We start from the raw sequence: 21,445 nt of genomic DNA on the forward strand, positions 1-21,445 counted from the left end.
TAAGATCTGTTTTCGTGATCTTAAACCAAAAGTTGATTTTCAGCACCCTTACTGTACTGGCGCATGAAAACGTTTTAAGCGTAATGCATTGCCTAAAACAAAGACCGAAGAAAGTGCCATCGCTCCTGCTGCAAACATAGGTGAAAGTAATACACCGAATGCTGGATATAGCGCACCTGCTGCAATTGGAATAAGTGCAACGTTATATACAAATGCCCAGAACAGGTTTTGACGTATGTTTCGCATGGTCGCTTTACTTAACGCAATTGCATTCGGTACACCTTTTAAACTACCTGGCATCAACACAACATCGGCTGCTTCAATGGCAACATCTGTTCCTGTACCAATGGCTAAGCCAACATCTGCTTGCGCCAATGCTGGAGCATCGTTAATGCCATCACCTACAAAGGCCAAACGACCATATTGTTTTTGCAGTTGGCGAACTGTGTCCACTTTGCCTTCAGGTAAAACCTCTGCCACAACTTCATCAATATTCAGCTTTCTAGCAATCGCTTTCGCCGTATGACGGTTGTCTCCTGTAATCATGGCAACCTTGAGACCTAATTGATGCAAGGCCTCAATCGCAGCATAGGTTGTTTCTTTAATTGGATCTGCCACGGCAATAATTGCAGCAAGCTTTTGATCGATGGCGACATACAGCGGTGTTTTGCCTTCTTCACCTAATTGAGCAGCAATCGCTTGGAATGAGTTGGTGTCTAAACCAAGCTGATGCATATAACGGTCTGCGCCAATTTGTACTTTTTGACCTGATACTTCAGCCTCAATACCTGATCCTGTAATCGAGTTAAATGCTGTTACGGGTAATAAAGTTAGACCTTCCGTCTGTGCTGCTTGAACAATAGCGAGTGCAATTGGGTGTTCAGACTTGGCTTCAACCGAGGCAACTACAGTCAGCACTTGCTCACGCTCAAAACCTGATTGCACATTGAAGTCTGTCAGTGTCGGTTTACCCTCGGTCAGTGTGCCCGTTTTATCAACTGCAACGACCTTCGCTTCTTGTAAAAGCTGCAAAGCTTCACCTTTACGGAATAAGACACCTAACTCAGCACCGCGTCCAGTACCGACCATAATAGAAGTTGGCGTTGCAAGCCCCATCGCACAAGGACAAGCAATAATTAGTACCGCAACAGCATTCACTAAACCAAAAGTCAGCGCAGGCTCTGGCCCAAAAATAAACCAAACCAAGAAAGTAATTGCAGCAATTAACATCACTACAGGTACAAACCACATGGTGACTTTATCGACCAAACCCTGAATCGGAAGTTTAGAACCTTGGGCTTGTTCAACCATGCGAATAATTTGTGAAAGTACAGACGAGCTACCCACTGCGGTCGCCCGAATGTTCAGTGTTCCGTTTTGATTGACCGTACCACCGACCACCTGATGCCCTACTATTTTTTCAACTGGGACAGGTTCACCCGTAATCATAGATTCATCAATGTAGCTGTGTCCTTCGACTACTTCACCATCGACTGGTACACGTTCACCCGGACGAATTTCTACAATAGTTCCACTCACCACTTCGGCAACTGCAACTTCCACTACTTGACCGTCACGCTGAATACGAGCAGTTTTAGGTTGCATTCCCACTAAATGTTGAATGGCTTGCGAGGTTCGTCCTTTGGCTTTGGCTTCAAAATATCGCCCAAGCAAAATTAAACTGACAATAACGGCAGCCGCTTCAAAGTAAACATTGACCGTGCCTTGGGGTAATACGTGTGGCATAAAGGTTGCCACGACTGAAAAACTGTAGGCAGCCAAGGTTCCAACAGCAACCAGCGAGTTCATATCTGGTGCTAAACGCCATAAGGCAGGAATACCTTTTTGATAAAAACGGCGACCTGGGAAAACGAGTACTAATGTGGTTAAAACAAACTGTAAAAGCCAGCTATTGTATTGACCAATCGTGTGCATGACCCACATGTGAAAAGCTGGAATGAGATGTGAACCCATTTCCAAAATAAACACAGGTAAAGCCAATACTACCGAAATGATCAAATCTTTTTTAAGCTGATCTAACTCTGAGGCTTTTTTATCGAGCTGCTCATCTTGATTTTTTTCAGATGCTTTCGCGTCATAGCCTGCTTTTTTAACAGCGCGGATTAAGTCTTCAACACTAACTGATGTATCTGCTTGCACCCAAGCCTGTTCTGTTGCTAAGTTGACGGTAGCCTCTTGAACACCGTCAACTTTTTTAAGGGCTTTTTCAACACGTGCAACACAAGATGCACAGGTCATGCCCTCAATAGACAACTCTACTGGTGCAGCTTTTGGAACATCATACCCTGCTCGTTCAACTGCTTTAACCAGTGCTTCGCGCTGGATCGGTTGATTTGAATAAACAACGGCTTTTTCTGTTGCCAAATTAACGTTGGCAATCTCTACATTTTCAACTTTCTTAAGTGCTTTTTCGACACGACCTACACACGAGGCGCAAGTCATGCCTTCGATTGGAAGTGTTTCACTATATGTTGGCAATTTTGTGTTTTTTGAGTCCATCAAACACCTCTGCAAATCTGCAAAATTTAATATTCTGTATTGAGCATACAGATTCCCATCATGGGAAGGTCAAGCATATTTTTTTAAAAAATTGGTCTTGACCTTACAATCATGACAAGGTTTAGACTCAGTGCTATCCAAACAAACATCTCATTCTTGATGGAGTATGAACATGAAACTACTTATTGAAAATATGACTTGTGGTGGCTGCGCTCGTGGCGTGACTGCGACGATTCAAGATATCGACCCAAATGCAAAAGTAGATGTAGATTTAGCGACCAAAATCGTGACTGTTGAAAGCAGTGAAAGCGTCGATAAAATTACTGAAGCGCTTGAAGAAGATGGCTTCCCTGCTCAAGTGCAATAATGAATAAGGTCTAACTTTAAAGTGAAGTTAGACCTTTATTTTTAAGATTGTTAATATTGATTCAAAGCTGAAATTTTTTAATTCGATAATCCAGTGCTGCCCGAGTTAGCCCCAATAAACGTGCCGCTTCAGATACATTATGATTTGCCTTTTTTAAAGCCGTTAAAATTAACTGCTTCTCGTGTTCTTCTAAATTAAAATCTTCCTGCAATAATTGCTCAAAGTCAGTTTGCGCAGTTACAGCCTGCTCAGGGTCATGCTTAATCTGTGGGAAAATGGCATTCAATTTAATCAACTGCTGATCGTCCGTTAATAAAACCGCCCTTTCTAATAAGTTTTCCAACTCGCGAATATTGCCCGGCCATTCATATTGCTGCATAAAAACTTTGGTCTTTTCACTTACACCCTGAATGGTTTTGCCGTACATTTTTTCAAAACGATGAAGAAAGTGTTCAACCAGTAAAGGAATGTCTTCACGGCGCTCCCGCAAAGGCGGAATCTGAACTGGAAAAATATTTAAGCGATAATACAAATCTGCCCGAAAGCGCCCTGTTTTCACAGCCTGTTCAAGGTCTTCATTGGTTGCTGTAATTACACGGACATCTAAAATACGAGTTTGTGAGTCTCCTACTCGCTCAAATTCACCTTCTTGCAAAATGCGTAATAGTGCTGCTTGTGCACGAGGTGAAAGCTCAATCACCTCGTCTAAAAAAATAGTACCGCCATTGGCTCGTTCAAACTTGCCCAAGCGAGATTGATGCGCTCCTGTATAAGCACCTTTTTCTACCCCAAATAACTCGGACTCAATTAACTCTGATGGAATCGCTGCACAATTTACCGCAATAAAAGGTTGGTCTTTTCTTTGACTATTTTCATGAACCCCCCGTGCAAAAGCTTCTTTACCAACGCCTGTTTCGCCTTGTAGCAAAATAGAAACTTTCGAACCTGCTGCTTTTGTTAATAATGCACAGACCTGTTTATAAGATGCTGACTTACCCACAGAACTAAATAACTGGTAATCGGCTTCACTGTCGCTATAAATTGATTTTTTTAGTTCAAAAAGTTCAGCCTGCAACGCGATCAGTTCTTTTTCCATGGGTTCGGGGGACATGAACTGAATCAGCTCATCAGCATTTTCCCATTCTTCTAAAGGCTTACCGATAATACGACAATGTTCATCGCCACAAGCTTTGCATTCTATTTCTTGATAAATAATGGTCATACCCGTGGCAAAACTGCTATATCCACACGCGTAGCCAAGTAGCATCCAGCACGCAGGTTCATCACTCGGGCCAAAGTGCTCTAAATGCTCATCGGCTTCAAAAGAGTTGAGCCAATTTAAATCGGCATAAAACTGTTTTTTGTCATGACTTAAATTGAGCTGGTTGGCCTGTACTTGAACCATTCCACGAATGGCATGCATTTGTGGACCCGCCATAAAAGCATCGTGTTCATTTAAATCGGGGCGCATCTTTGTTGTAACTTCTGCATCCTTCAAACCAGCTTGATACCCTAAACGAATAAAGAAACGCTTAGTCCGCTCAAGCCCAATCATGTGTGCTAAGTCTTTACGCAAATATCCCATAATGCTGGTGTGTAAAAGCAGCATCCGATATTCATCAAACCAGATTTGGCCGTGGGCAGTATCAAAGTGCAGTTTAGATAGCAAATCGTGAATTTCTTGCGGATGATCTGCGTATCGTCCTGTTGTATCGTATTTTACTCGAGCCATGAGTGATCTATTTTAATCCATTAAACACATTTGGGTGTTATCTCATCTTATCGAAGAACCAAATAAATATCCTAGTACCTTAAAGACATAACTTCATACTAAAAAAGTATTTCTAGATCTCTCCTTTTAAAGCCTTAAACATTCTAAAAAGAAATTTTTACGACCCTCTTCATCAAATCATGAATATCTCTATTTCACCATTCAGAAAATTTCATGAAATGGTGAATTTTAAAAACAACTCACTTTTCATAAAAAACTTAATTAATTGTTTTTAATAACAAAAATAAAGTTGGCATAGCTTTTGTAAAGCTTATATCGAGAGCAAGGAGCATTCATCAATTTCAAGACCATGTCTTGATGGAGTACAGCATGACGCAACCTCAAGTCGAAGTATTAACTAAATATATTCGGGTCACTGGCGACTTAAACGCAGAGTTTATCGAATTCGATTTTGCCATTCATGACCCAAGTCTATTTGTGGAACTGGTTTTGCCTAAACATGCATTTAATGATTTTTGTAAGACCAATCAAGTGGTTGAAATGACCCAAGAGCAGCAAGCTTTTAATGATGCTCAGGAAGAAAAATGGCGCTATGGCACTGAAGCAACCTTAGTCGGCACGCAACGTAATAACAATGATCACGATGATCAGATGTAAAAATATAAGGAGATAAAGCCATGACTTTAGAAATCAAAACGTCAAATGTCGAACCTATCCGCCAGAACTATGCCTATATCGAAAGACGATTTGGTAGTAAGCCAGCAACTCGATATCAAGAAGTGAGTTTCGATGTACAAGCAGAAACTAACTTTCACTATCGTCCTTTGTGGAAACCTGAAAAGACCTTAAATGATAAAACCCATACTGCCCTGCAAATGCAAGATTGGTATGCATTTAAAGATCCACGTCAATTCTATTATGGAACTTATGTTCAGCACCGTGCACGTTTACAAGACACTGCAGAAAGTAATTTTGCTTTTTTTGAAAAACGTCAGCTTGCAGAACATTTGTCTGATGAAGTCAAAGCTAAGGTCATTGAATGCCTATTACCATTTCGCCACGTTGAACAAACTGCAAACTTACACATGATGTCTGGCAGTGCCTATGGATATGGCACCGTGCTTACCCAAGCTTGTATTTATGCCGCAATGGATCATTTAGGTATAGCGCAGTACATCTCACGTATTGGTCTAGCTTTAGATGGTAATAGCGGCGACTCATTACAACAGGCAAAACAGGCTTGGATGCAACATCCAGTATGGCAAGGCTTACGCCGTCTGTGTGAAGAAAGCCTCACCGAGCAAGACTACTTCAAACTTTTCTTATTACAAAATCTTGTGATTGACGGCTTTGTGACAGAGCTTGTCTATCAACAGTTTGATCAGTGGTTAGTCACTCAAAATGCTCGTGACTTAGCCATGCTGACTGAATTTATGAAAGATACTTTAGGTGATTTACGTAAGTGGTCAGACACCGTCATTAAAACTGCCGCAGCAGAGTCCGATCACAACAAACAGCTATTAAATGAATGGTTCACCCAATCTTTAGCTCAAGTAAAAGCAGCTTTTACACCGTGGGCAACAGCAGCCTTAACAGCAGATGCAGTTGATCAAGCAGAACAAGCCGTTATTGAACGTGCAAAAAAACTCGGCCTACAACCAGAACTTGCAAATGCTTAAGGAGAAGCAACATGTCTAAAGTCTATCTCGCGTTACAAGACAACGATACTTCACGCTACATCATCGAAGCGATTGAAGAAGATAACCCTGAAGCTTCAATTCAGTATTTACCAGCCATGATTCGAATTGAAAGTGAAACTGATTTGGTGATTAAAGCTGAAACCGTCTCTGAGAAACTAGGCCAAGATTGGGACATCCAATCATTACAACTCAACATGATTACGCTGGGCGGCAACGTCGAAGAAGATGATGATACTTTCCGTCTTCATTGGAATTAATCACAACATAGACGTTGTTTAACAAAGATTTAAGGATGATCAATCATGACAACTCAAACGAAAGAAACCAGCAAAAAATTAAATGCTAAAGATCGTTACCGCGCATTAACCCGTGATCTGGACTGGGACTTTTCCTATGCAGACCGTAAAGATGCCTTCCCTTATGAAGAGTTTGAAGGTATCAAAATTACGGACTGGTCTAAATGGGAAGATCCCTTCCGTTTAACCATGGATACTTACTGGAAATATCAGGCAGAAAAAGAGAAAAAACTTTATGCCATTTTTGATGCTTTTGCTCAAAACAATGGTCAGATGAATGTCAGCAATGAACGCTACTTAAATGCGATCAAACTCTTTTTAACAGCGGTGACCCCACTTGAATATCAGGCTTATCAAGGCTATGCCCATGTAGGCCGCCAGTTTAGTGGTATTGGAGCACGTATTGCTTCTCAGATGCAGTCGATTGATGAGCTGCGTCATGTACAGACTCAAATTCATGCCATGAGCCATTACAACAAGTTCTTTGATGGTTTTCAGGACTGGGCGCACATGCATGACCGCGTTTGGTATTTGTCTGTGCCTAAATCATTTTTTGAAGATGCCCGTTCTGCTGGACCTTTCGAGTTTTTATTATCGATTAGTTTTGCTTTTGAATATGTACTTACCAACTTGCTGTTTGTGCCGTTTATGTCGGGTGCAGCTTATAACGGTGATATGGCAACCGTAACCTTTGGTTTTAGTGCGCAGTCAGATGAAGCACGCCACATGACGCTTGGTCTTGAAATCGTAAAATTCTTGCTCGAACAACATGAAGACAACGTGCCGATTGTGCAGGAATGGATTGATAAATGGTTCTGGCGTGGGACACGTTTACTTTCAATTGTAGGCATGATGATGGATTACATGCTGCCAAACAAAGTGATGTCTTGGAAAGAAGCTTGGGAAGTTTACTTTGAACAAGCAGGCGGTGCGCTATTTAAAGATTTAAGCCGTTATGGCATTCGTATGCCGAAATATAGCGATGTCATTGTGAAAGAAAAAGAGCATGTCTCACATCAGGCATGGTGGATTTTCTATAACTTTGGTCATGCTGCTGGTTTCCATACATGGATTCCAACCGACGAAGAAATGGATTGGTTATCTGCTAAATATCCAGACACTTTCGACAAATACTACCGTCCAAAATGGGAGTTAGCTCGCAAAATGGAAGCTGAAGGTAAACGCTTCTACAGCGCGGCTTTACCACAGCTTTGTCAGGTTTGTCAGATACCAATGACCTTTACCGAAATGGGCGATGATCCGACTCAGTTTAGTTATCGCCATAGCATTTACCAAGGCGAACGCTACCACACCTGTTCAGATGGCTGTCATGACATTTTCGAGCGCGAACCTGAGAAATATATACAAGCATGGCTACCTGTAAATCAAATTTTGCAAGGCAACTGTGGTGGCGGTGACCTCGAAACCATGCTCCGCGACTATTACCGCATGAATGTCGGTGCCGACAATCTGGATATTGAAGGTTCACCAGATCAACAGCGCTGGAAAAAATGGAAAGGTAACGCAGCTTAAGCACAAGGAATTGTTCAGGCAGTCATCAAGCTGCCTGATAGGAAATAAGGAGATTGAACATGACTGTTCGCGCGATACACAAAAACTATCAATTTGAACCGCTTGATCTGCAAAAAAATTATGGCGATCAATTCTTACTTTACGTTGGTTGGGATCATCACACACTTTTTTGCTCGGCACATGCCATGCTTGCCTCACCTCAACAGACTTTTAGGCAGTTGATTGAGCAACAAATTACAGGTGGTTTTGCCCAACATCCAGATTTTGCCAAAATTGATTGGTCAAAAGTGCAATACACCTTAGATGATCAAACAATCAATCCAGAGAGTACTCAAAGCTTGGCAGAGCTTGGTTTTGGTCATAAGTCATTACTTCGTTTCGTTACGCCAGAATTAAATGGCTATAACGACAGCTACGTTTAATTCGGAGGTGTGTCATGAGTTATCAAGTCACCATTGAACCGATCGGAACAACGATTGAAGTAGAAGAAGACCAAACCATTTTAGATGCCGCTTTACGTCAAGGCGTTTGGTTACCCTTTGCCTGTGGTCATGGCACTTGCGGGACATGTAAGGTTCAAGTCACTGACGGTTTTTATGATGTCGGTGAAGCCTCGCCATTTGCACTCATGGATATTGAACGTGATGAAAATAAGGTGCTTGCCTGCTGCTGCAAACCACAATCCGACATGGTCATTGAAGCCGATGTCGATGAAGACCCAGATTTCTTAGGTCATTTGGTTCAAGACTATCAAGCGACCATCATTGAAATAAAAGACCTGTCGCCGACCATTAAAGGTGTTCGTCTACAACTGGATCGCTCAATCGAGTTTCAAGCGGGTCAATATATCAATGTCCAATTTCCAGACATTGAAGGAACTCGTGCATTTTCAATTGCTAATTCACCAAGTGAAGTGGGCATTGTTGAGCTGCATATTCGTAAAGTTGAAGGTGGTGCAGCGACGACTTATGTACATGAACAACTTGCTACAGGTGATCAGCTTGATATTTCAGGCCCTTATGGTCAATTTTTTGTACGCAAGTCAGATGATCAAAATGCCATTTTCATTGCAGGTGGTTCAGGTCTTTCAAGTCCACAATCGATGATTTTAGATTTGCTTGATTCTGGAGATGGTCGCATGATTTACCTCTTCCAAGGAGCACGAGACTTGGCAGAGCTATACAACCGAGAATTATTTGAACAACTCGTGAAAGACTATCCGAACTTCCGTTATATCCCCGCCTTGAATGCACCCAAAGCAGAAGACCAATGGACTGGATTTACCGGATTTGTGCACGAGGCCGTTGCCGATTACTTTGAAAATCGATGTGGTGGACACAAAGCGTATTTGTGCGGCCCACCAATCATGATCGACTCGGCAATTTCAACACTCATGCAAAGTCGCTTATTCGAACGAGATATTCACACTGAACGTTTCTTAAGTGCGGCCGATGGCGCTGCTGGACAATCGCGTTCAGCTTTATTCAAACATATTTAAAGATAAATCATTAAACCATCCATTTTTTCAAATGAGCTTTGTATTTGCAGTTTAGAAAGCCAATACAAAGCTCACAGGAGTTCTGCATTCCAAATTTACAGGTTAAACAGACTTAAGTTTTTAAAGACCGTTAAGGAATAACGTTTTTTAGTGACAAGCGAAACAACACAGAATAGGACATTCTATGAATAACAAAATTGCTGCAATCATATGTGGTGTAATCAGCGCCCTTTACCTTCCCTCTGCATTTGCGACAGAAAATGGCTCAGACTCTTTTGCATTAGGCGCCGAAGGTATGATGGCGGGTGCCTTACCACCTGCTGGGGTCTATCTACTCAGTTATTATCAAAATTACCACGCATCAGATTTTCAAAATGGTCCCGCTCAGTTCCATGTTGATGTCAACGCCATAGTTCCGCGGTTGGTCTGGATGACCGATCAAAAAATTATGGATGGACAACTCGGGTTTTATGCAGCCCAGCCCTTGGTTGATCTACGGCTTAAAGTAAATGGAATGGCTGACTCAAACCAAGGACTCGGAGACTTGATTCTGGGTGGTATGCTCGGCTGGCATCAAGGAAATCATCACTGGATTGCAGCCCTAGAAACAGTACTTGGGACAGGTGAATACGACACTCCAAGTACGACACATCCAGTTGAAGCCAATCTCGGGAAAAACTATCACACCATTCGACCTATTCTTGCCTATAGTTATGCCAACGCGGCAGGCTTAGATCTTTCAACTAAACTGTCTTATAGCTGGAATACGCGTAACGACGCAACCGACTATAAGTCTGGACAATACATTGCGGGTGACTATAGCTTTGGTTATCGCATTAACCCCAAACTCAAAGTTGCAGTCGAAGGCTATGCTTTTAAACAAACTACAGATGACAAAGTAAACGGAAATGATATTGGGTTTAAAGGACAGGCTTTTGCAATTGGGCCAGGCATTCAATATGCCGATAAGAACTGGTCTATCGAAGCCAAATTTCTAAAAGAAACCGAAGTCGAATATCGTCCCGAAGGCCATACCAGCTGGCTAAAACTGATTTGGGCTTTCTAGAACCATTTAACACATAGCTTCAACCTTTGAGGCTATGCCCTGCTTTATTTAAAAGTCGATACCGTCTGAATCATCTATTGGGTTTTGATCGAGCGTGAAAACGGTACGTTTATATGGAATACCTTCAAGATCATAAACCTGATAAATACAATCAAACAAAAGCTGTAAGTCTTCACTTCGGTCCATTGCACGAGCAGTAATAAAAATCGGACTGACTGCGCCGTTATCTAAAATCGGAATGTAGTTTAAATGAGGAAAGCGAATGGTATCGGCACTGGCAGGAATAATACACAAACCTTCACCTGCTGCCACCAAACCCAAAGCCAGTTGAATTTCCCGTATTTCATGCATATTTTTTGGAACCAAACTGTGCTCGGCAAAAATATTTAAAAGCTGGGTCGAAAAATTAGGTTTCGGCGAAGTGGGATACATAAACATCTTTTCATCAATGAGATCGGCCAGATATACCCCTTCTGTACGCTGAGCAATCGGATGACTCGTATGTGCAGCAACCACCAAGCGTTCTTTACGTAGCAAAATACGTCTTACCGCAGGATCACTAATTCTTAGACGTCCAAATCCAACATCAATACGCCCTTCTTTTAATGCCTGTAGTTGTTCAGTGGTACTTAACTCCATCAATTGAATATTCAAATGCGGTTGCTGTTGCCGAAATAAATAAATGATTCGCGGCAGTAAACCATAAAGTAAAGACCCGACAAAACCGATCGTCACACTACGTTCAATCAGACCAATACGTTTGGTCATACTTTTTATTTCTTCAGCATTCGACAAAAGTTTAAGGGCGTGTTGATAAAAGAAATGTCCAGCTGGGGTTGTCTGTAAAGGACGGCTGCCACGCTCAAACAGTTGAATTCCAAGTTCACTTTCCAAATTTTGAATCTGTCGGCTCAAAGGTGGTTGAGCAATAAATAGTTTTTCCGCGGCTTTTGTAAAGCTCTGCTCTTCAACAACAGCCACAAAATACCGTAAATGTCTTAGTTCCATAAGGCTTCCATACCTTTAAGATATAAAAAAATGCAAATTCAGTCTTAGACACAGTTTAACCATTCTTTTAAGGTATATACAAGCAACAAACCGATGAAGTGATGAATTGCTTTGTGAAAAAGCCTTCTTGCCAATCTTCCAGTGATTCATCTTCATCAATTCACGGTGAAACACCTAGCGCACTCATGCGCTTCATTGACAATATTAGGATATCAAGACCTTGTAGATCGTAGCTAAGGCCTTGGTGACTTCCACACTTTTGGAAAGTCGGAGAACGGACATGCCACGTATTCCTGTAATCAATACTAGCCATCTTGACCGTATTGATGAATTACTTGTAGATAATATCGATACAGGTGAATTTAAACTTCATCGCTCAGTGTTTACTGACGAAGCCCTATTTGACCTCGAAATGAAATACATCTTCGAAGGTAATTGGGTTTACTTAGCACACGAAAGCCAAATTCCAAATAATAATGACTACTACACCACTCACATTGGTCGTCAGCCAGTCATTATTGCCCGTAACCGTAACGGTGAATTGAATGCCATGATTAATGCGTGTTCACACCGTGGAGCACAACTTTGCCGTCACAAACGTGGCAACAAAGCGACATATACTTGCCCTTTCCACGGCTGGACGTTTAACAACTCAGGTAAACTTCTAAAAGTTAAAGATCCAAGCGAAGCTGGATACTCTGACTGCTTTAACCAAGAAGGCTCACACGACCTTAAAAAAGTAGCTCGCTTCGAGAATTACAAGGGCTTCTTGTTTGGTAGCTTAAATCCAGATGTACCTTCACTTGAAGAATTCTTAGGTGAAACCAGCAAAATCATCGACATGATTGTTGACCAGTCTGAACATGGTTTAGAAGTTCTACGTGGTTCGTCTACCTATACCTATGAAGGCAACTGGAAACTCACTGCTGAAAATGGTGCCGATGGTTATCACGTTTCTGCTGTTCACTGGAACTACGCAGCAACAACTCAACACCGTAAAGAAACTCAAGCTGCCGATAACATCCGTGCGATGAGTGCAGGTTCTTGGGGTAAACAAGGCGGTGGTTCATATGGCTTTGAAAATGGTCACATGTTGCTTTGGACACAATGGGCAAACCCAGAAGACCGTCCAAACTTCCCGAAAGCAGACGAATACACCGAAAAATACGGTGAAGCGATGTCGAAATGGATGATTGAGCGTTCACGTAACTTGTGTCTCTATCCAAACGTTTATTTGATGGATCAGTTTGGTTCGCAAATTCGTGTACTTCGCCCACTTTCGGTCAATAGAACCGAAGTTACCATTTACTGTATCGCGCCTAAAGGCGAAGCACCTGAAGCTCGCACACGTCGTATTCGACAATATGAAGATTTCTTTAATGCTTCAGGTATGGCAACACCAGACGATTTGGAAGAATTCCGTGCTTGTCAGGCAGGTTACGCAGGTATTGCACTTGAATGGAATGACATGTGCCGCGGTTCAAAACACTGGATTTATGGACCAGATGATGCAGCGAACGAAATCGGTTTAAAACCAATGTTAAGTGGTATCAAAACTGAAGATGAAGGTCTTTATCTTGCTCAACATCAATATTGGTTACAAACCATGAAATATGCGATTGCATCAGAGAAAGAAATTGCTGATCAGGGAGAAACAGCATGAGCACTCAAGACAAAGCAACTTTAGAAAATATTGCTCAGTTTCTCTATCGCGAAGCTCGTTTTTTAGATGATGAACAATGGGATGACTGGATTGAATGCTATGCACCAGAAGCTTCTTTCTGGATGCCAGCTTGGGACGACGACGATAGATTAACTGAAGATCCACAATCTGAAATTTCACTTATTTATTATCCAGACCGTCAAGGTTTAGAAGATCGTGTGTTCCGTATTAAAACTGAGCGCTCATCTGCAACCATGCCAGACACACGCACAACCCACAATATTGCCAACGTTGAGGTTCTCGATCGCGATGGCGACAAAGTTACTGTTCGCTTTAACTGGAATACCTTGAGTTTCCGTTACAAGACAAATTACAGCTATTTCGGTATGTCACGTTATGTGATCGATTTTTCAGGTGATCAACCAAAAATCTTGAGCAAGTATGTCGTTTTGAAAAATGACTACATCAATCAAGTCATTGATATCTACCACCTTTAAGACATACCCCCTCAGTTAAACGGACTGTTGGCTGAGGGTAAAAGTTTCAAATATTTTGTAGGATACATGCCATGTCAAACCACAATGTTGCACTTCAATTTGAAGATGGTGTTACACGTTTCATTAACGTAGCTCAAGGCGAAACCCTATCTGACGCAGCCTATCGCCAAAAAATTAATATTCCTTTGGATTGCCGTGATGGTGCATGTGGAACTTGCCGCGCTTTTTGCGAGTCCGGTCGTTATGACATGCCAGAAGAAACCTATATTGAAGATGCATTAACTCCAGAAGAAGCTGAGCAAGGCTATATTCTTGCTTGCCAATGTCGTCCAACTTCAGACGCCGTATTTCAAATTCAAGCCTCGTCAGATGTTTGCAAAACTGCAATTCATAGCTTCCAAGGTACATTAGCCCGCGTTGAAAACTTATCAGACTCAACCATCACATTTGATATTCAACTTGATGAAGGTCAACCAGATATTCATTTCCTTGCAGGCCAGTACGTCAATGTTGCAATTCCTGAAACTGGCGAAACACGTTCATATTCATTTAGTTCAAAACCAGGCAACCGCTTAACCGGCTTTGTGGTCCGTAACGTACCGAACGGCAAAATGAGTGAATTCTTGAGCAAAAATGCCCAAGCTGGCGACAAAATGACATTTACGGGTCCATTCGGTAGCTTCTATTTACGTAATGTAGCGCGTCCAGTGCTGATGCTCGCAGGCGGTACTGGTATTGCCCCATTTATGTCGATGTTACAAGTGCTTGAAGAAAAAGGTTCAGAACAGCCTGTTCGTTTAGTCTTTGGCGTAACCAATGACTTTGATTTGGTTGCTTTAGAAAAACTCAATGAATTGCAGGCGAAATTCCCGTGGTTCGAATACCGAACTGTAGTTGCAAGCCCTGAGAGCAACCATGAACGCAAAGGCTATGTCACTAGTCATATTGAAAATGAATGGTTAAACGGTGGCGACGTCGATGTTTATCTATGTGGGCCCGTTCCAATGGTAGAGGCTGTACGTGGCTGGTTAGAAACTGAAAATATCAAACCTGCTAGTTTCTTGTTTGAAAAATTCTCTGCAAACTAACTCAAGGTGGAGAAGTTATCTATGTCAAACCATCAAAGATTTACCGATAAAGTGGTGATTGTCACAGGTAGTGCCCAAGGTATTGGCCGTGGCGTAGCACTACAAGTTGCAGCTGAAGGCGGCCAAGTCGTCATGGCTGACCGCTCTGAATATGTTGAAGAAGTTCTCAAAGAAATTCAGGGTGCAGGCGGTGATGCTGTCACGATTAATGCTGACCTTGAAACATATGCAGGTGCACAAGCGGTTGTTGCAAAAGCCATTGAGCACTATGGTCGGGTAGATATCCTGATTAATAATGTAGGTGGCGCGATCTGGATGAAACCTTTTGAAGAGTTTTCCGAAGAAGAGATCATTAAGGAAGTAAATCGCTCATTGTTTCCAACTTTATGGTGCTGCCGCGCTGTGTTACCCGCCATGATTAAGCAACAATCGGGGGTTATTGTAAATGTATCTTCAATTGCAACCCGTGGTATTAATCGTATTCCCTACTCTGCATCTAAGGGCGGTGTAAATGCTCTAACAGCATCGCTTGCTTTTGAACATGCTAAAGATGGAATTCGAGTCAATGCCGTTGCGACTGGCGGAACCGAAGCACCCCCTCGTAAAGTGCCACGTAACGCTAATCCGTTAAGTCAAAATGAAAAAGACTGGATGCAGCAAGTGGTTGATCAAACAATAGATCGAACATTTATGGGTCGTTATGGCACAATTCAAGAACAAGTAAATACGATTTTATTTCTTGCATCAGACGATGCATCATATATGACTGGATCGGTTATTTCGGTCGGAGGTGGAGATCAGGGTTAACCCTGATCTTTTTACATGATTGGGTAAATAACATGATTTGCATGGAGGCAATCACACATGGCAACCCTGTTAAAGACATTAAAAAATGACTGGTCTATATCAGCAACAGTTGCTGGCTTTCTTGCGGTTTTAATTTCCTACTCAGGCCCACTGATTATTTTTTTCCAAGCTGCTCAGCGTGCCCATGTATCCACCGATATGATGGTGTCATGGATTTGGGGAATTTCAATTGGTGCCGCCGTTTCAGGTATTTATCTTTCGATTAAATATAAAACTCCTGTCATAACCGCATGGTCAGCACCGGGCACTGCCCTATTAGTTACCCTATTTCCAAATGTCTCATTAAATGAAGCAATAGCTGCATATATTACTTCTGCCATCGTTATTTTTTTAATTGGCGTTACCGGTTACTTCGACAAGTTACTTAAGTGGATTCCGCAAGACGTCGCTGCGGGCATGATGGCGGGTATTCTTTTTCAATTTGGTATTGGTCTATTTACCGCGTCTGATAGCATGCCTTTTATTGTCTTTAGCATGCTTATTGTCTTTTTAATTGCCAAACGTTTAATGCCGCGCTACACCATGATTTGGGTGTTAGCTGCTGGAGTTTTATTAAGTCTCATTTTAGGCAAAATGAATCCAGTTGATGTGAGTTTTAGTTTAGCGATCCCACAGTGGATTAGCCCAGAATGGACATGGAACTCAACACTCAACCTCGCTGTTCCTCTCATTTTAGTCAGTCTAACTGGTCAGTTTTTACCAGGTATGGCGATTATGAAACTCAGCGGTTACGACACACCAGCCAAACCCATTATTACTGTCACCAGTATTGCCTCTTTAGCTGTTGCCTGTGTCGGCGGTATTACAATTGTGCTTGCCTCCATTACCGCTGCTTTATGTATGGGCAAAGATGCGCATGAACTGAAAGAAAAACGCTATATCGCAGGAATTGCCAACGGAATTTTTTATATTTTAGGAGGCTTATTTGCTGGCAGTATTGTCATGCTATTTAGCTTACTTCCTAAAGAGTTGGTTGCAGCACTAGCAGGTTTAGCCTTGCTTGGAGCAATTGCCACCAATATTTCTGTTGCCATGAAAAATGACAATCAACGTGATGCTGCGCTTATTACCTTTTTGGCAACAGCATCAGGCATGCATTTTCTTGGATTAAGCTCCGTTTTTTGGGGTATTTGTATTGGTGTAATCGCCCATTTCATTCTCACACCACGTTCAACTCCAGCCACAAATTAATTTTTTATCTAAGTGCCCACCACTAAAATAAAGCCTCAATCGCCAAATCAGACTGCAAATAATTTGCTAACCCTGATTTGGTGATTTTTATTTAATATAAATTAAATTTTATTTTTAAAATCAATTTCAAAAATAATTAAATAATAGCCTTTCGTATTTTGTTTTTATATTTTCATTTCAATTCATAATATAAATTCACCTACATTTTCAACCGCGATTCTCATCAATAAAATTAATAAAAAAACATCTATAAAACCCTTAAAATTCTCACTATACAATATTCAACCCTATTTTAAAGGCACAACATAGCCAGCTTAAACAATAAAAATAAATACATATTTTTCAAACAATTAAACCAACAAAAACACAATACCTTAAAGACATAAAGATATATCAATTAGGTTTTTGACTCCAACTCAATAACAAAATAGTTTATTAAAAAATAACGCGATGCTTCACAAATTGGAGGTGAAGAAAATGGATACGAGCAAGGTTAATATTAATGAGCTAATTGATAAGGCACGTTTTACACCTTTCCATTGGAAAGTTTTAATCTGGTGTTTACTTATTATTATTTTTGATGGATACGATCTAGTTATTTATGGGGTTGCTCTTCCTCTCTTAATGCAACAATGGTCATTAACTGCGGTAGAAGCTGGTTTACTCGCCAGTGCTGCTCTATTCGGCATGATGTTTGGTGCCATGATTTTCGGAACGCTTTCAGACAAATTAGGGCGTAAAAAAACGATTCTGATTTGTGTCACCTTATTTAGCGGGTTTACGTTTATTGGTGCCTTTGCCAAAGGGCCAACCGAGTTTGCTATTTTGCGCTTTCTGGCAGGCCTTGGTATTGGCGGGGTCATGCCAAACGTTGTGGCGCTTATGACGGAATATGCACCAAAAAAAATCCGCAGCACATTGGTCGCAATCATGTTTAGTGGCTATGCAATTGGCGGCATGACATCTGCTCTACTTGGTGCATGGCTGGTTAAAGATATGGGCTGGCAAATCATGTTTTTAATTGCGGGTGTTCCCCTATTATTACTCCCGCTGATCTGGAAATTTTTACCTGAATCTCTGACCTTTTTAGTGAAATCGAACCATAGCGAACAGGCAAAAAGTATTGTCAGTAAAATTGCACCTCAAACTCAGTTAAATGCGAATACTCAACTGGTATTAAACGAAAGTACAACAACAGATGCTCCTGTCCGTGCACTTTTCCAACAAGGTCGTACCTTCAGCACATTTATGTTCTGGATTGCTTTCTTTATGTGTTTACTCATGGTGTATGCCTTAGGAAGCTGGTTACCTAAACTCATGCTGCAAGCAGGCTATTCGTTAGGTGCGAGCATGTTGTTCCTGTTTGCACTCAATATTGGTGGCATGGTCGGTGCAATTGGTGGCGGTGCTTTAGCAGACAGATTCCATTTAAAACCTGTTATTACAATCATGTTTATTGTGGGATCAGCAGCTTTAATTCTGCTCGGCATTAATAGTCCGCAATTTATTTTATATAGCCTGATTGCGATTGCTGGCGCTGCCACAATTGGTTCACAAATCTTACTCTACACTTTCGTTGCACAGTTCTATCCAACAGCACTTCGTTCAACTGGCATGGGCTGGGCATCTGGAATTGGCCGTATTGGTGCGATTATTGGACCAGTTTTAACAGGAGCACTACTCACACTTGAGCTTCCTCACCAAATGAATTTCTTAGCGATTGCAATTCCGGGTGTGATTGCTGCACTTGCAATATTTATGGTCAATCTAAAAGCCTCTGTTGCTGCACAGACTCCATCAACTTTTAACTCTCAAAACACGCTTACTCAGCAGTAAACATACATGCGCCGAGGACTGGCGCATCTTTTTGGAAATGGATTATGGAATTATTACACCGCTTTAAACCATGTAATTTAGCAATCGCAACATTATTAGGCTTATTGACTAGCTCAAATTTATGGGCAGCAGATACGGCTCAACAAGGCGAAGATGAATGGAAATTCACTTTAAAAAACGCCTATATCAATCGTAATTTTGATAATGATGCACTCAAAGATACGGGCAGTTGGTCTCAGGCAGCATCTTTATTTTATAAATCGAAAATGCATGACACCCCACTGCAAATTGCAGACAAGCCAATCACGATTGGGGCTGATGCTTCTGTTCAATACGCTGTGCGCTTAAGTTCAGACAAACATGTTGCAGATACGGTTTTGCCTTTTAATAAGGAAACTCAGTCACAAGCATCGGACTTCTTAAAATACGGCGCCACTTTAAAATTAGGCTATGACAAAACACTTTTAAGTGTCGGTGAACTCTGGCTCGATTTACCCGTAACGGCTGTTGATGCCAGCCGACAATTACTTGCCTCTTATTGGGGAACCAATCTTAAATCGCAACTTTCAGATCAGCTCTATGCTGAAATTGGTCGGGTTGAAAAAGTGTCGCCACGTAATGAAGAAGACTTTAAAAAGTTTTCCTTTACGGCAAATGGGGTTACTAAAGAATCTGATGGTTTAAATTACATAGATCTGCGCTATCAATTTACACCATCTTTAAAGGGCGAATATTACTTTGGTAATTTGGAAGACCTCTACAACAAACACTATGTTGGACTTGAGCATAATTGGAAACAACCTAACTTCGCCCTCACCTCTAAGTTTAAATACTTCAATGCAAAAGATGACGGCAATACTTTTGATATTGATGCGCAAAATATTGGGGTGCTAGAAACTCTCAAAGTAAAAAATCACACCTTCGGTTTAGGATACCAACAAATTATGGGTGAGTCGGCTTATCCATTACCAGATGGTTTCTTACCAGAAACGTATTTCATTAACTGGAATGCAACAGGTTTCTTTAAAGAAGATGAAAAGTCTTACCATGTTATGTATGGCTATGACTTTAAAGATTATGTACCGGGCCTAAATGCAATGGTGAAATATGTTTACGGAAATGATTTTAAAGCAGCCAATGGCGAGAAAAATCATGAAACCGAGTCAAATGTGATTTTAAACTATGCGTTTCAACAGCCATTCTTAAAAGGTCTTGCCCTGCAATATATTCGTATTGATTACAACGTTAAACATGGCAATGACTTTGGTGAAGATCGCTTGTTTGTAAACTACACCAAAAAGTTTTAACAACTTTTGATTCAATCTAAGCGGGCCAAAATTGGCCCGCTTTTTTATATTATTTCGCTCATAAAAAAACGCTCTTACAAGCGTTTTTTTTAATTAATCTTGTAGCTTAAGCAACATGCTTTTGTACAACAATCGAACCTACTGAATAACCAGCGCCGAAAGATGAAATCACGCCATATTCGCCATGATCTACTTCGTGGCCTGTACGGTGTAAAGCAATAATCACGCCTGCTGAAGAGGTATTAGCAAACTCATCGAGAATAATTGGGGCACGGCTTAAATCTGCCTCTTTACCAGCCACATATTTCAAGATTAGTTCATTCATATTGGCATTGGCTTGGTGTAACCAGAAGCGCTTAATATCGTTTGCAGTTAACTGCATTTTTTCCAACTGTGCATTAATGATTTTTGCTACGAGCGGACAAACATCTTTAAATACTTTGCGGCCATCTTGACGGAATAACTTGTCATTAACCACTGCATCTTCGCTACGGTTTAAGAAACCAAAGTTATTGCGAATGTTGTTTGAAAATTGAGTAAATAAATGAATATCTAAGATTTCAAAACCAGTCTTAGTAGTGGTTTCTTCAATAATAGAAGCCGTTGCAACATCACCAAAAATGAAGTGGCAATCACGGTTACGGTAGTCTAAGTGACCAGAAGTAATCTCGACATTTACCAATAGAACACGGCGAGCGCCTGAACGAATTGCATCTGCTGCTTGTTTCAAACCAAAAGTGGCAGCTGAACATGCAACGTTCATGTCGTAGGCATAACCTTGAATGCCAAGTGCCGACTGGATTTCAATTGCAACTGCTGGATAAGCGCGCTGCATGTTTGAGCATGCTAAAATCACAACATCGATATCTTCAGCAGTTACGCCTGCATTTTCCATTGCCTGTTTCGCAGCAATAACACCCCACTCTGCTTGAAGTGAAAGTTCATCATTTGAACGTTCAGACAAACGAGGCCGCAAACGATTTGGATCAAGAATACCTGATTTTTCGATTACATAACGACTTTTAATACCAGAAGCTTTTTCAATAAATTCAGCGCTTGAACCGCGTAATTCTTCTAGTTCACCCGCTGCAATTTTCTCTGCATTGTCTTGGTTATATTGTTCCACATAAGCATTTAAACTGACGGCCAGTTCCTCATTAGAAATGGTTTCTGTTGGGTGAAATAGCCCAGTACCTGTAATACGAATGCCCATGTAAAACTCCTAAAAAAATGAATAGGGTCTGTTAATCTTTCATTTATAAATTGCGTTGTAAGC

At 41.3% G+C, this 21,445-nt stretch carries 18 protein-coding genes and 2 pseudogenes; 15 read left to right on the forward strand and 5 right to left on the reverse strand.

Features of this window, described 5'->3' with window-relative positions; translation table 11 throughout:
* Window positions 1–48: 48 nt before the first annotated feature.
* Entirely contained in the window at window positions 49–2,520 is a 2,472-nt protein-coding gene (locus MMY79_RS13210) for a heavy metal translocating P-type ATPase (RefSeq protein ID WP_252609254.1), read from the reverse strand.
* Between the two features lie 166 nt (window positions 2,521–2,686).
* Between MMY79_RS13210 and MMY79_RS13215 the strand changes: the two genes are divergently transcribed.
* Window positions 2,687–2,887, forward strand: a complete 201-nt coding sequence (locus tag MMY79_RS13215; protein ID WP_077162564.1) for a heavy-metal-associated domain-containing protein — start codon at window positions 2,687–2,689, stop codon at window positions 2,885–2,887.
* Window positions 2,888–2,948: 61 nt separating this feature from the next.
* On the opposite strand, the gene mobR is transcribed toward MMY79_RS13215, so the two are convergent.
* Entirely contained in the window at window positions 2,949–4,619 is a 1,671-nt protein-coding gene (mobR, locus tag MMY79_RS13220) for a phenol degradation transcriptional regulator MobR (protein WP_252609256.1), read from the reverse strand.
* Window positions 4,620–4,988: 369 nt separating this feature from the next.
* On the opposite strand from mobR, the gene MMY79_RS13230 reads away from it, so the two are divergent.
* From MMY79_RS13230 to MMY79_RS13260, 7 genes are all read left to right on the forward strand, one after another.
* A complete protein-coding gene (locus MMY79_RS13230) occupies window positions 4,989–5,276 on the forward strand; it encodes a phenol hydroxylase subunit (protein ID WP_252609260.1) in 288 nt (95 codons plus the stop codon).
* A 20-nt stretch (window positions 5,277–5,296) separates the two neighbouring features.
* On the forward strand, window positions 5,297–6,298 hold the full coding sequence (locus MMY79_RS13235; RefSeq protein ID WP_252609262.1) for an aromatic/alkene monooxygenase hydroxylase subunit beta: 1,002 nt from the start codon (window positions 5,297–5,299) through the stop codon (window positions 6,296–6,298).
* Between the two features lie 11 nt (window positions 6,299–6,309).
* Window positions 6,310–6,576: an MmoB/DmpM family protein gene (locus tag MMY79_RS13240; protein WP_000049448.1), complete on the forward strand. Its 267-nt coding sequence runs from the start codon at window positions 6,310–6,312 to the stop codon at window positions 6,574–6,576.
* 45 nt (window positions 6,577–6,621) lie between these two features.
* Window positions 6,622–8,148, forward strand: a complete 1,527-nt coding sequence (locus MMY79_RS13245; protein ID WP_252609264.1) for an aromatic/alkene/methane monooxygenase hydroxylase/oxygenase subunit alpha — start codon at window positions 6,622–6,624, stop codon at window positions 8,146–8,148.
* Window positions 8,149–8,207: 59 nt separating this feature from the next.
* Complete coding sequence (locus tag MMY79_RS13250; RefSeq protein ID WP_252609266.1) at window positions 8,208–8,570, forward strand: phenol hydroxylase subunit P4; 363 nt, start codon at window positions 8,208–8,210, stop codon at window positions 8,568–8,570.
* Between the two features lie 14 nt (window positions 8,571–8,584).
* Window positions 8,585–9,646, forward strand: a complete 1,062-nt coding sequence (locus MMY79_RS13255) for a phenol 2-monooxygenase domain-containing protein (RefSeq protein ID WP_252609268.1) — start codon at window positions 8,585–8,587, stop codon at window positions 9,644–9,646.
* A gap of 184 nt (window positions 9,647–9,830) precedes the next feature.
* Complete coding sequence (locus tag MMY79_RS13260; RefSeq protein WP_252609270.1) at window positions 9,831–10,712, forward strand: transporter; 882 nt, start codon at window positions 9,831–9,833, stop codon at window positions 10,710–10,712.
* A gap of 48 nt (window positions 10,713–10,760) precedes the next feature.
* On the opposite strand, the gene MMY79_RS13265 is transcribed toward MMY79_RS13260, so the two are convergent.
* Both MMY79_RS13265 and MMY79_RS13270 read right to left on the reverse strand, forming a co-directional pair.
* On the reverse strand, window positions 10,761–11,720 hold the full coding sequence (locus MMY79_RS13265; RefSeq protein ID WP_004702719.1) for a LysR family transcriptional regulator: 960 nt from the start codon (window positions 11,718–11,720) through the stop codon (window positions 10,761–10,763).
* A gap of 44 nt (window positions 11,721–11,764) precedes the next feature.
* Window positions 11,765–11,894 (reverse strand): annotated as a pseudogene (locus MMY79_RS13270) (hypothetical protein).
* Between the two features lie 106 nt (window positions 11,895–12,000).
* Here MMY79_RS13270 and benA point away from each other — a divergent pair.
* From benA to MMY79_RS13305, 7 genes and pseudogenes are all read left to right on the forward strand, one after another.
* Window positions 12,001–13,383 carry a benzoate 1,2-dioxygenase large subunit gene (gene benA, locus MMY79_RS13275; RefSeq protein ID WP_252609272.1) on the forward strand — a complete coding sequence of 461 codons (1,383 nt, stop codon included), beginning with the start codon at window positions 12,001–12,003 and terminating at the stop codon, window positions 13,381–13,383.
* Window positions 13,380–13,899: pseudogene (gene benB, locus MMY79_RS13280) on the forward strand (benzoate 1,2-dioxygenase small subunit). The gene benA and the pseudogene benB overlap by 4 nt, the downstream one beginning before the upstream one ends.
* Before the next feature lie 52 nt (window positions 13,900–13,951).
* On the forward strand, window positions 13,952–14,968 hold the full coding sequence (gene benC, locus MMY79_RS13285) for a benzoate 1,2-dioxygenase electron transfer component BenC (protein ID WP_252609274.1): 1,017 nt from the start codon (window positions 13,952–13,954) through the stop codon (window positions 14,966–14,968).
* 21 nt (window positions 14,969–14,989) lie between these two features.
* Window positions 14,990–15,775, forward strand: coding sequence for a 1,6-dihydroxycyclohexa-2,4-diene-1-carboxylate dehydrogenase (locus MMY79_RS13290; protein ID WP_252609276.1), 786 nt, complete (start codon window positions 14,990–14,992; stop codon window positions 15,773–15,775).
* Window positions 15,776–15,832: 57 nt separating this feature from the next.
* Window positions 15,833–17,026 (forward strand): benzoate/H(+) symporter BenE, encoded by a 1,194-nt coding sequence (benE, locus tag MMY79_RS13295; protein ID WP_252609278.1) that lies wholly within the window; start codon window positions 15,833–15,835, stop codon window positions 17,024–17,026.
* 477 nt (window positions 17,027–17,503) lie between these two features.
* Complete coding sequence (locus MMY79_RS13300; protein WP_252609280.1) at window positions 17,504–18,862, forward strand: aromatic acid/H+ symport family MFS transporter; 1,359 nt, start codon at window positions 17,504–17,506, stop codon at window positions 18,860–18,862.
* A 44-nt stretch (window positions 18,863–18,906) separates the two neighbouring features.
* Window positions 18,907–20,169: an OprD family outer membrane porin gene (locus MMY79_RS13305; protein WP_252609282.1), complete on the forward strand. Its 1,263-nt coding sequence runs from the start codon at window positions 18,907–18,909 to the stop codon at window positions 20,167–20,169.
* A gap of 106 nt (window positions 20,170–20,275) precedes the next feature.
* Here the strand turns inward: MMY79_RS13305 and MMY79_RS13310 are convergent, their stop codons facing one another.
* Complete coding sequence (locus MMY79_RS13310; protein WP_252609284.1) at window positions 20,276–21,382, reverse strand: beta-ketoacyl-ACP synthase III; 1,107 nt, start codon at window positions 21,380–21,382, stop codon at window positions 20,276–20,278.
* Between the last annotated feature and the right edge of the window lie 63 nt (window positions 21,383–21,445).

It is taken from the genome of Acinetobacter sp. XS-4 (assembly GCF_023920705.1).
GTDB lineage: Bacteria > Pseudomonadota > Gammaproteobacteria > Pseudomonadales > Moraxellaceae > Acinetobacter.

What these genes read in the sequence shown, in the direction of transcription:
- MMY79_RS13210 (WP_252609254.1), bottom strand. Translation starts at nt 2,520, where the DNA reads ATGGACTCAAAAAACACAAAATTGCCAACATATAGTGAAACACTTCCA.
- MMY79_RS13215 (WP_077162564.1), top strand. Translation starts at nt 2,687, where the DNA reads ATGAACATGAAACTACTTATTGAAAATATGACTTGTGGTGGCTGCGCT.
- mobR (WP_252609256.1), bottom strand. Translation starts at nt 4,619, where the DNA reads ATGGCTCGAGTAAAATACGATACAACAGGACGATACGCAGATCATCCG.
- MMY79_RS13230 (WP_252609260.1), top strand. Translation starts at nt 4,989, where the DNA reads ATGACGCAACCTCAAGTCGAAGTATTAACTAAATATATTCGGGTCACT.
- MMY79_RS13235 (WP_252609262.1), top strand. Translation starts at nt 5,297, where the DNA reads ATGACTTTAGAAATCAAAACGTCAAATGTCGAACCTATCCGCCAGAAC.
- MMY79_RS13240 (WP_000049448.1), top strand. Translation starts at nt 6,310, where the DNA reads ATGTCTAAAGTCTATCTCGCGTTACAAGACAACGATACTTCACGCTAC.
- MMY79_RS13245 (WP_252609264.1), top strand. Translation starts at nt 6,622, where the DNA reads ATGACAACTCAAACGAAAGAAACCAGCAAAAAATTAAATGCTAAAGAT.
- MMY79_RS13250 (WP_252609266.1), top strand. Translation starts at nt 8,208, where the DNA reads ATGACTGTTCGCGCGATACACAAAAACTATCAATTTGAACCGCTTGAT.
- MMY79_RS13255 (WP_252609268.1), top strand. Translation starts at nt 8,585, where the DNA reads ATGAGTTATCAAGTCACCATTGAACCGATCGGAACAACGATTGAAGTA.
- MMY79_RS13260 (WP_252609270.1), top strand. Translation starts at nt 9,831, where the DNA reads ATGAATAACAAAATTGCTGCAATCATATGTGGTGTAATCAGCGCCCTT.
- MMY79_RS13265 (WP_004702719.1), bottom strand. Translation starts at nt 11,720, where the DNA reads ATGGAACTAAGACATTTACGGTATTTTGTGGCTGTTGTTGAAGAGCAG.
- benA (WP_252609272.1), top strand. Translation starts at nt 12,001, where the DNA reads ATGCCACGTATTCCTGTAATCAATACTAGCCATCTTGACCGTATTGAT.
- benC (WP_252609274.1), top strand. Translation starts at nt 13,952, where the DNA reads ATGTCAAACCACAATGTTGCACTTCAATTTGAAGATGGTGTTACACGT.
- MMY79_RS13290 (WP_252609276.1), top strand. Translation starts at nt 14,990, where the DNA reads ATGTCAAACCATCAAAGATTTACCGATAAAGTGGTGATTGTCACAGGT.
- benE (WP_252609278.1), top strand. Translation starts at nt 15,833, where the DNA reads ATGGCAACCCTGTTAAAGACATTAAAAAATGACTGGTCTATATCAGCA.
- MMY79_RS13300 (WP_252609280.1), top strand. Translation starts at nt 17,504, where the DNA reads ATGGATACGAGCAAGGTTAATATTAATGAGCTAATTGATAAGGCACGT.
- MMY79_RS13305 (WP_252609282.1), top strand. Translation starts at nt 18,907, where the DNA reads ATGGAATTATTACACCGCTTTAAACCATGTAATTTAGCAATCGCAACA.
- MMY79_RS13310 (WP_252609284.1), bottom strand. Translation starts at nt 21,382, where the DNA reads ATGGGCATTCGTATTACAGGTACTGGGCTATTTCACCCAACAGAAACC.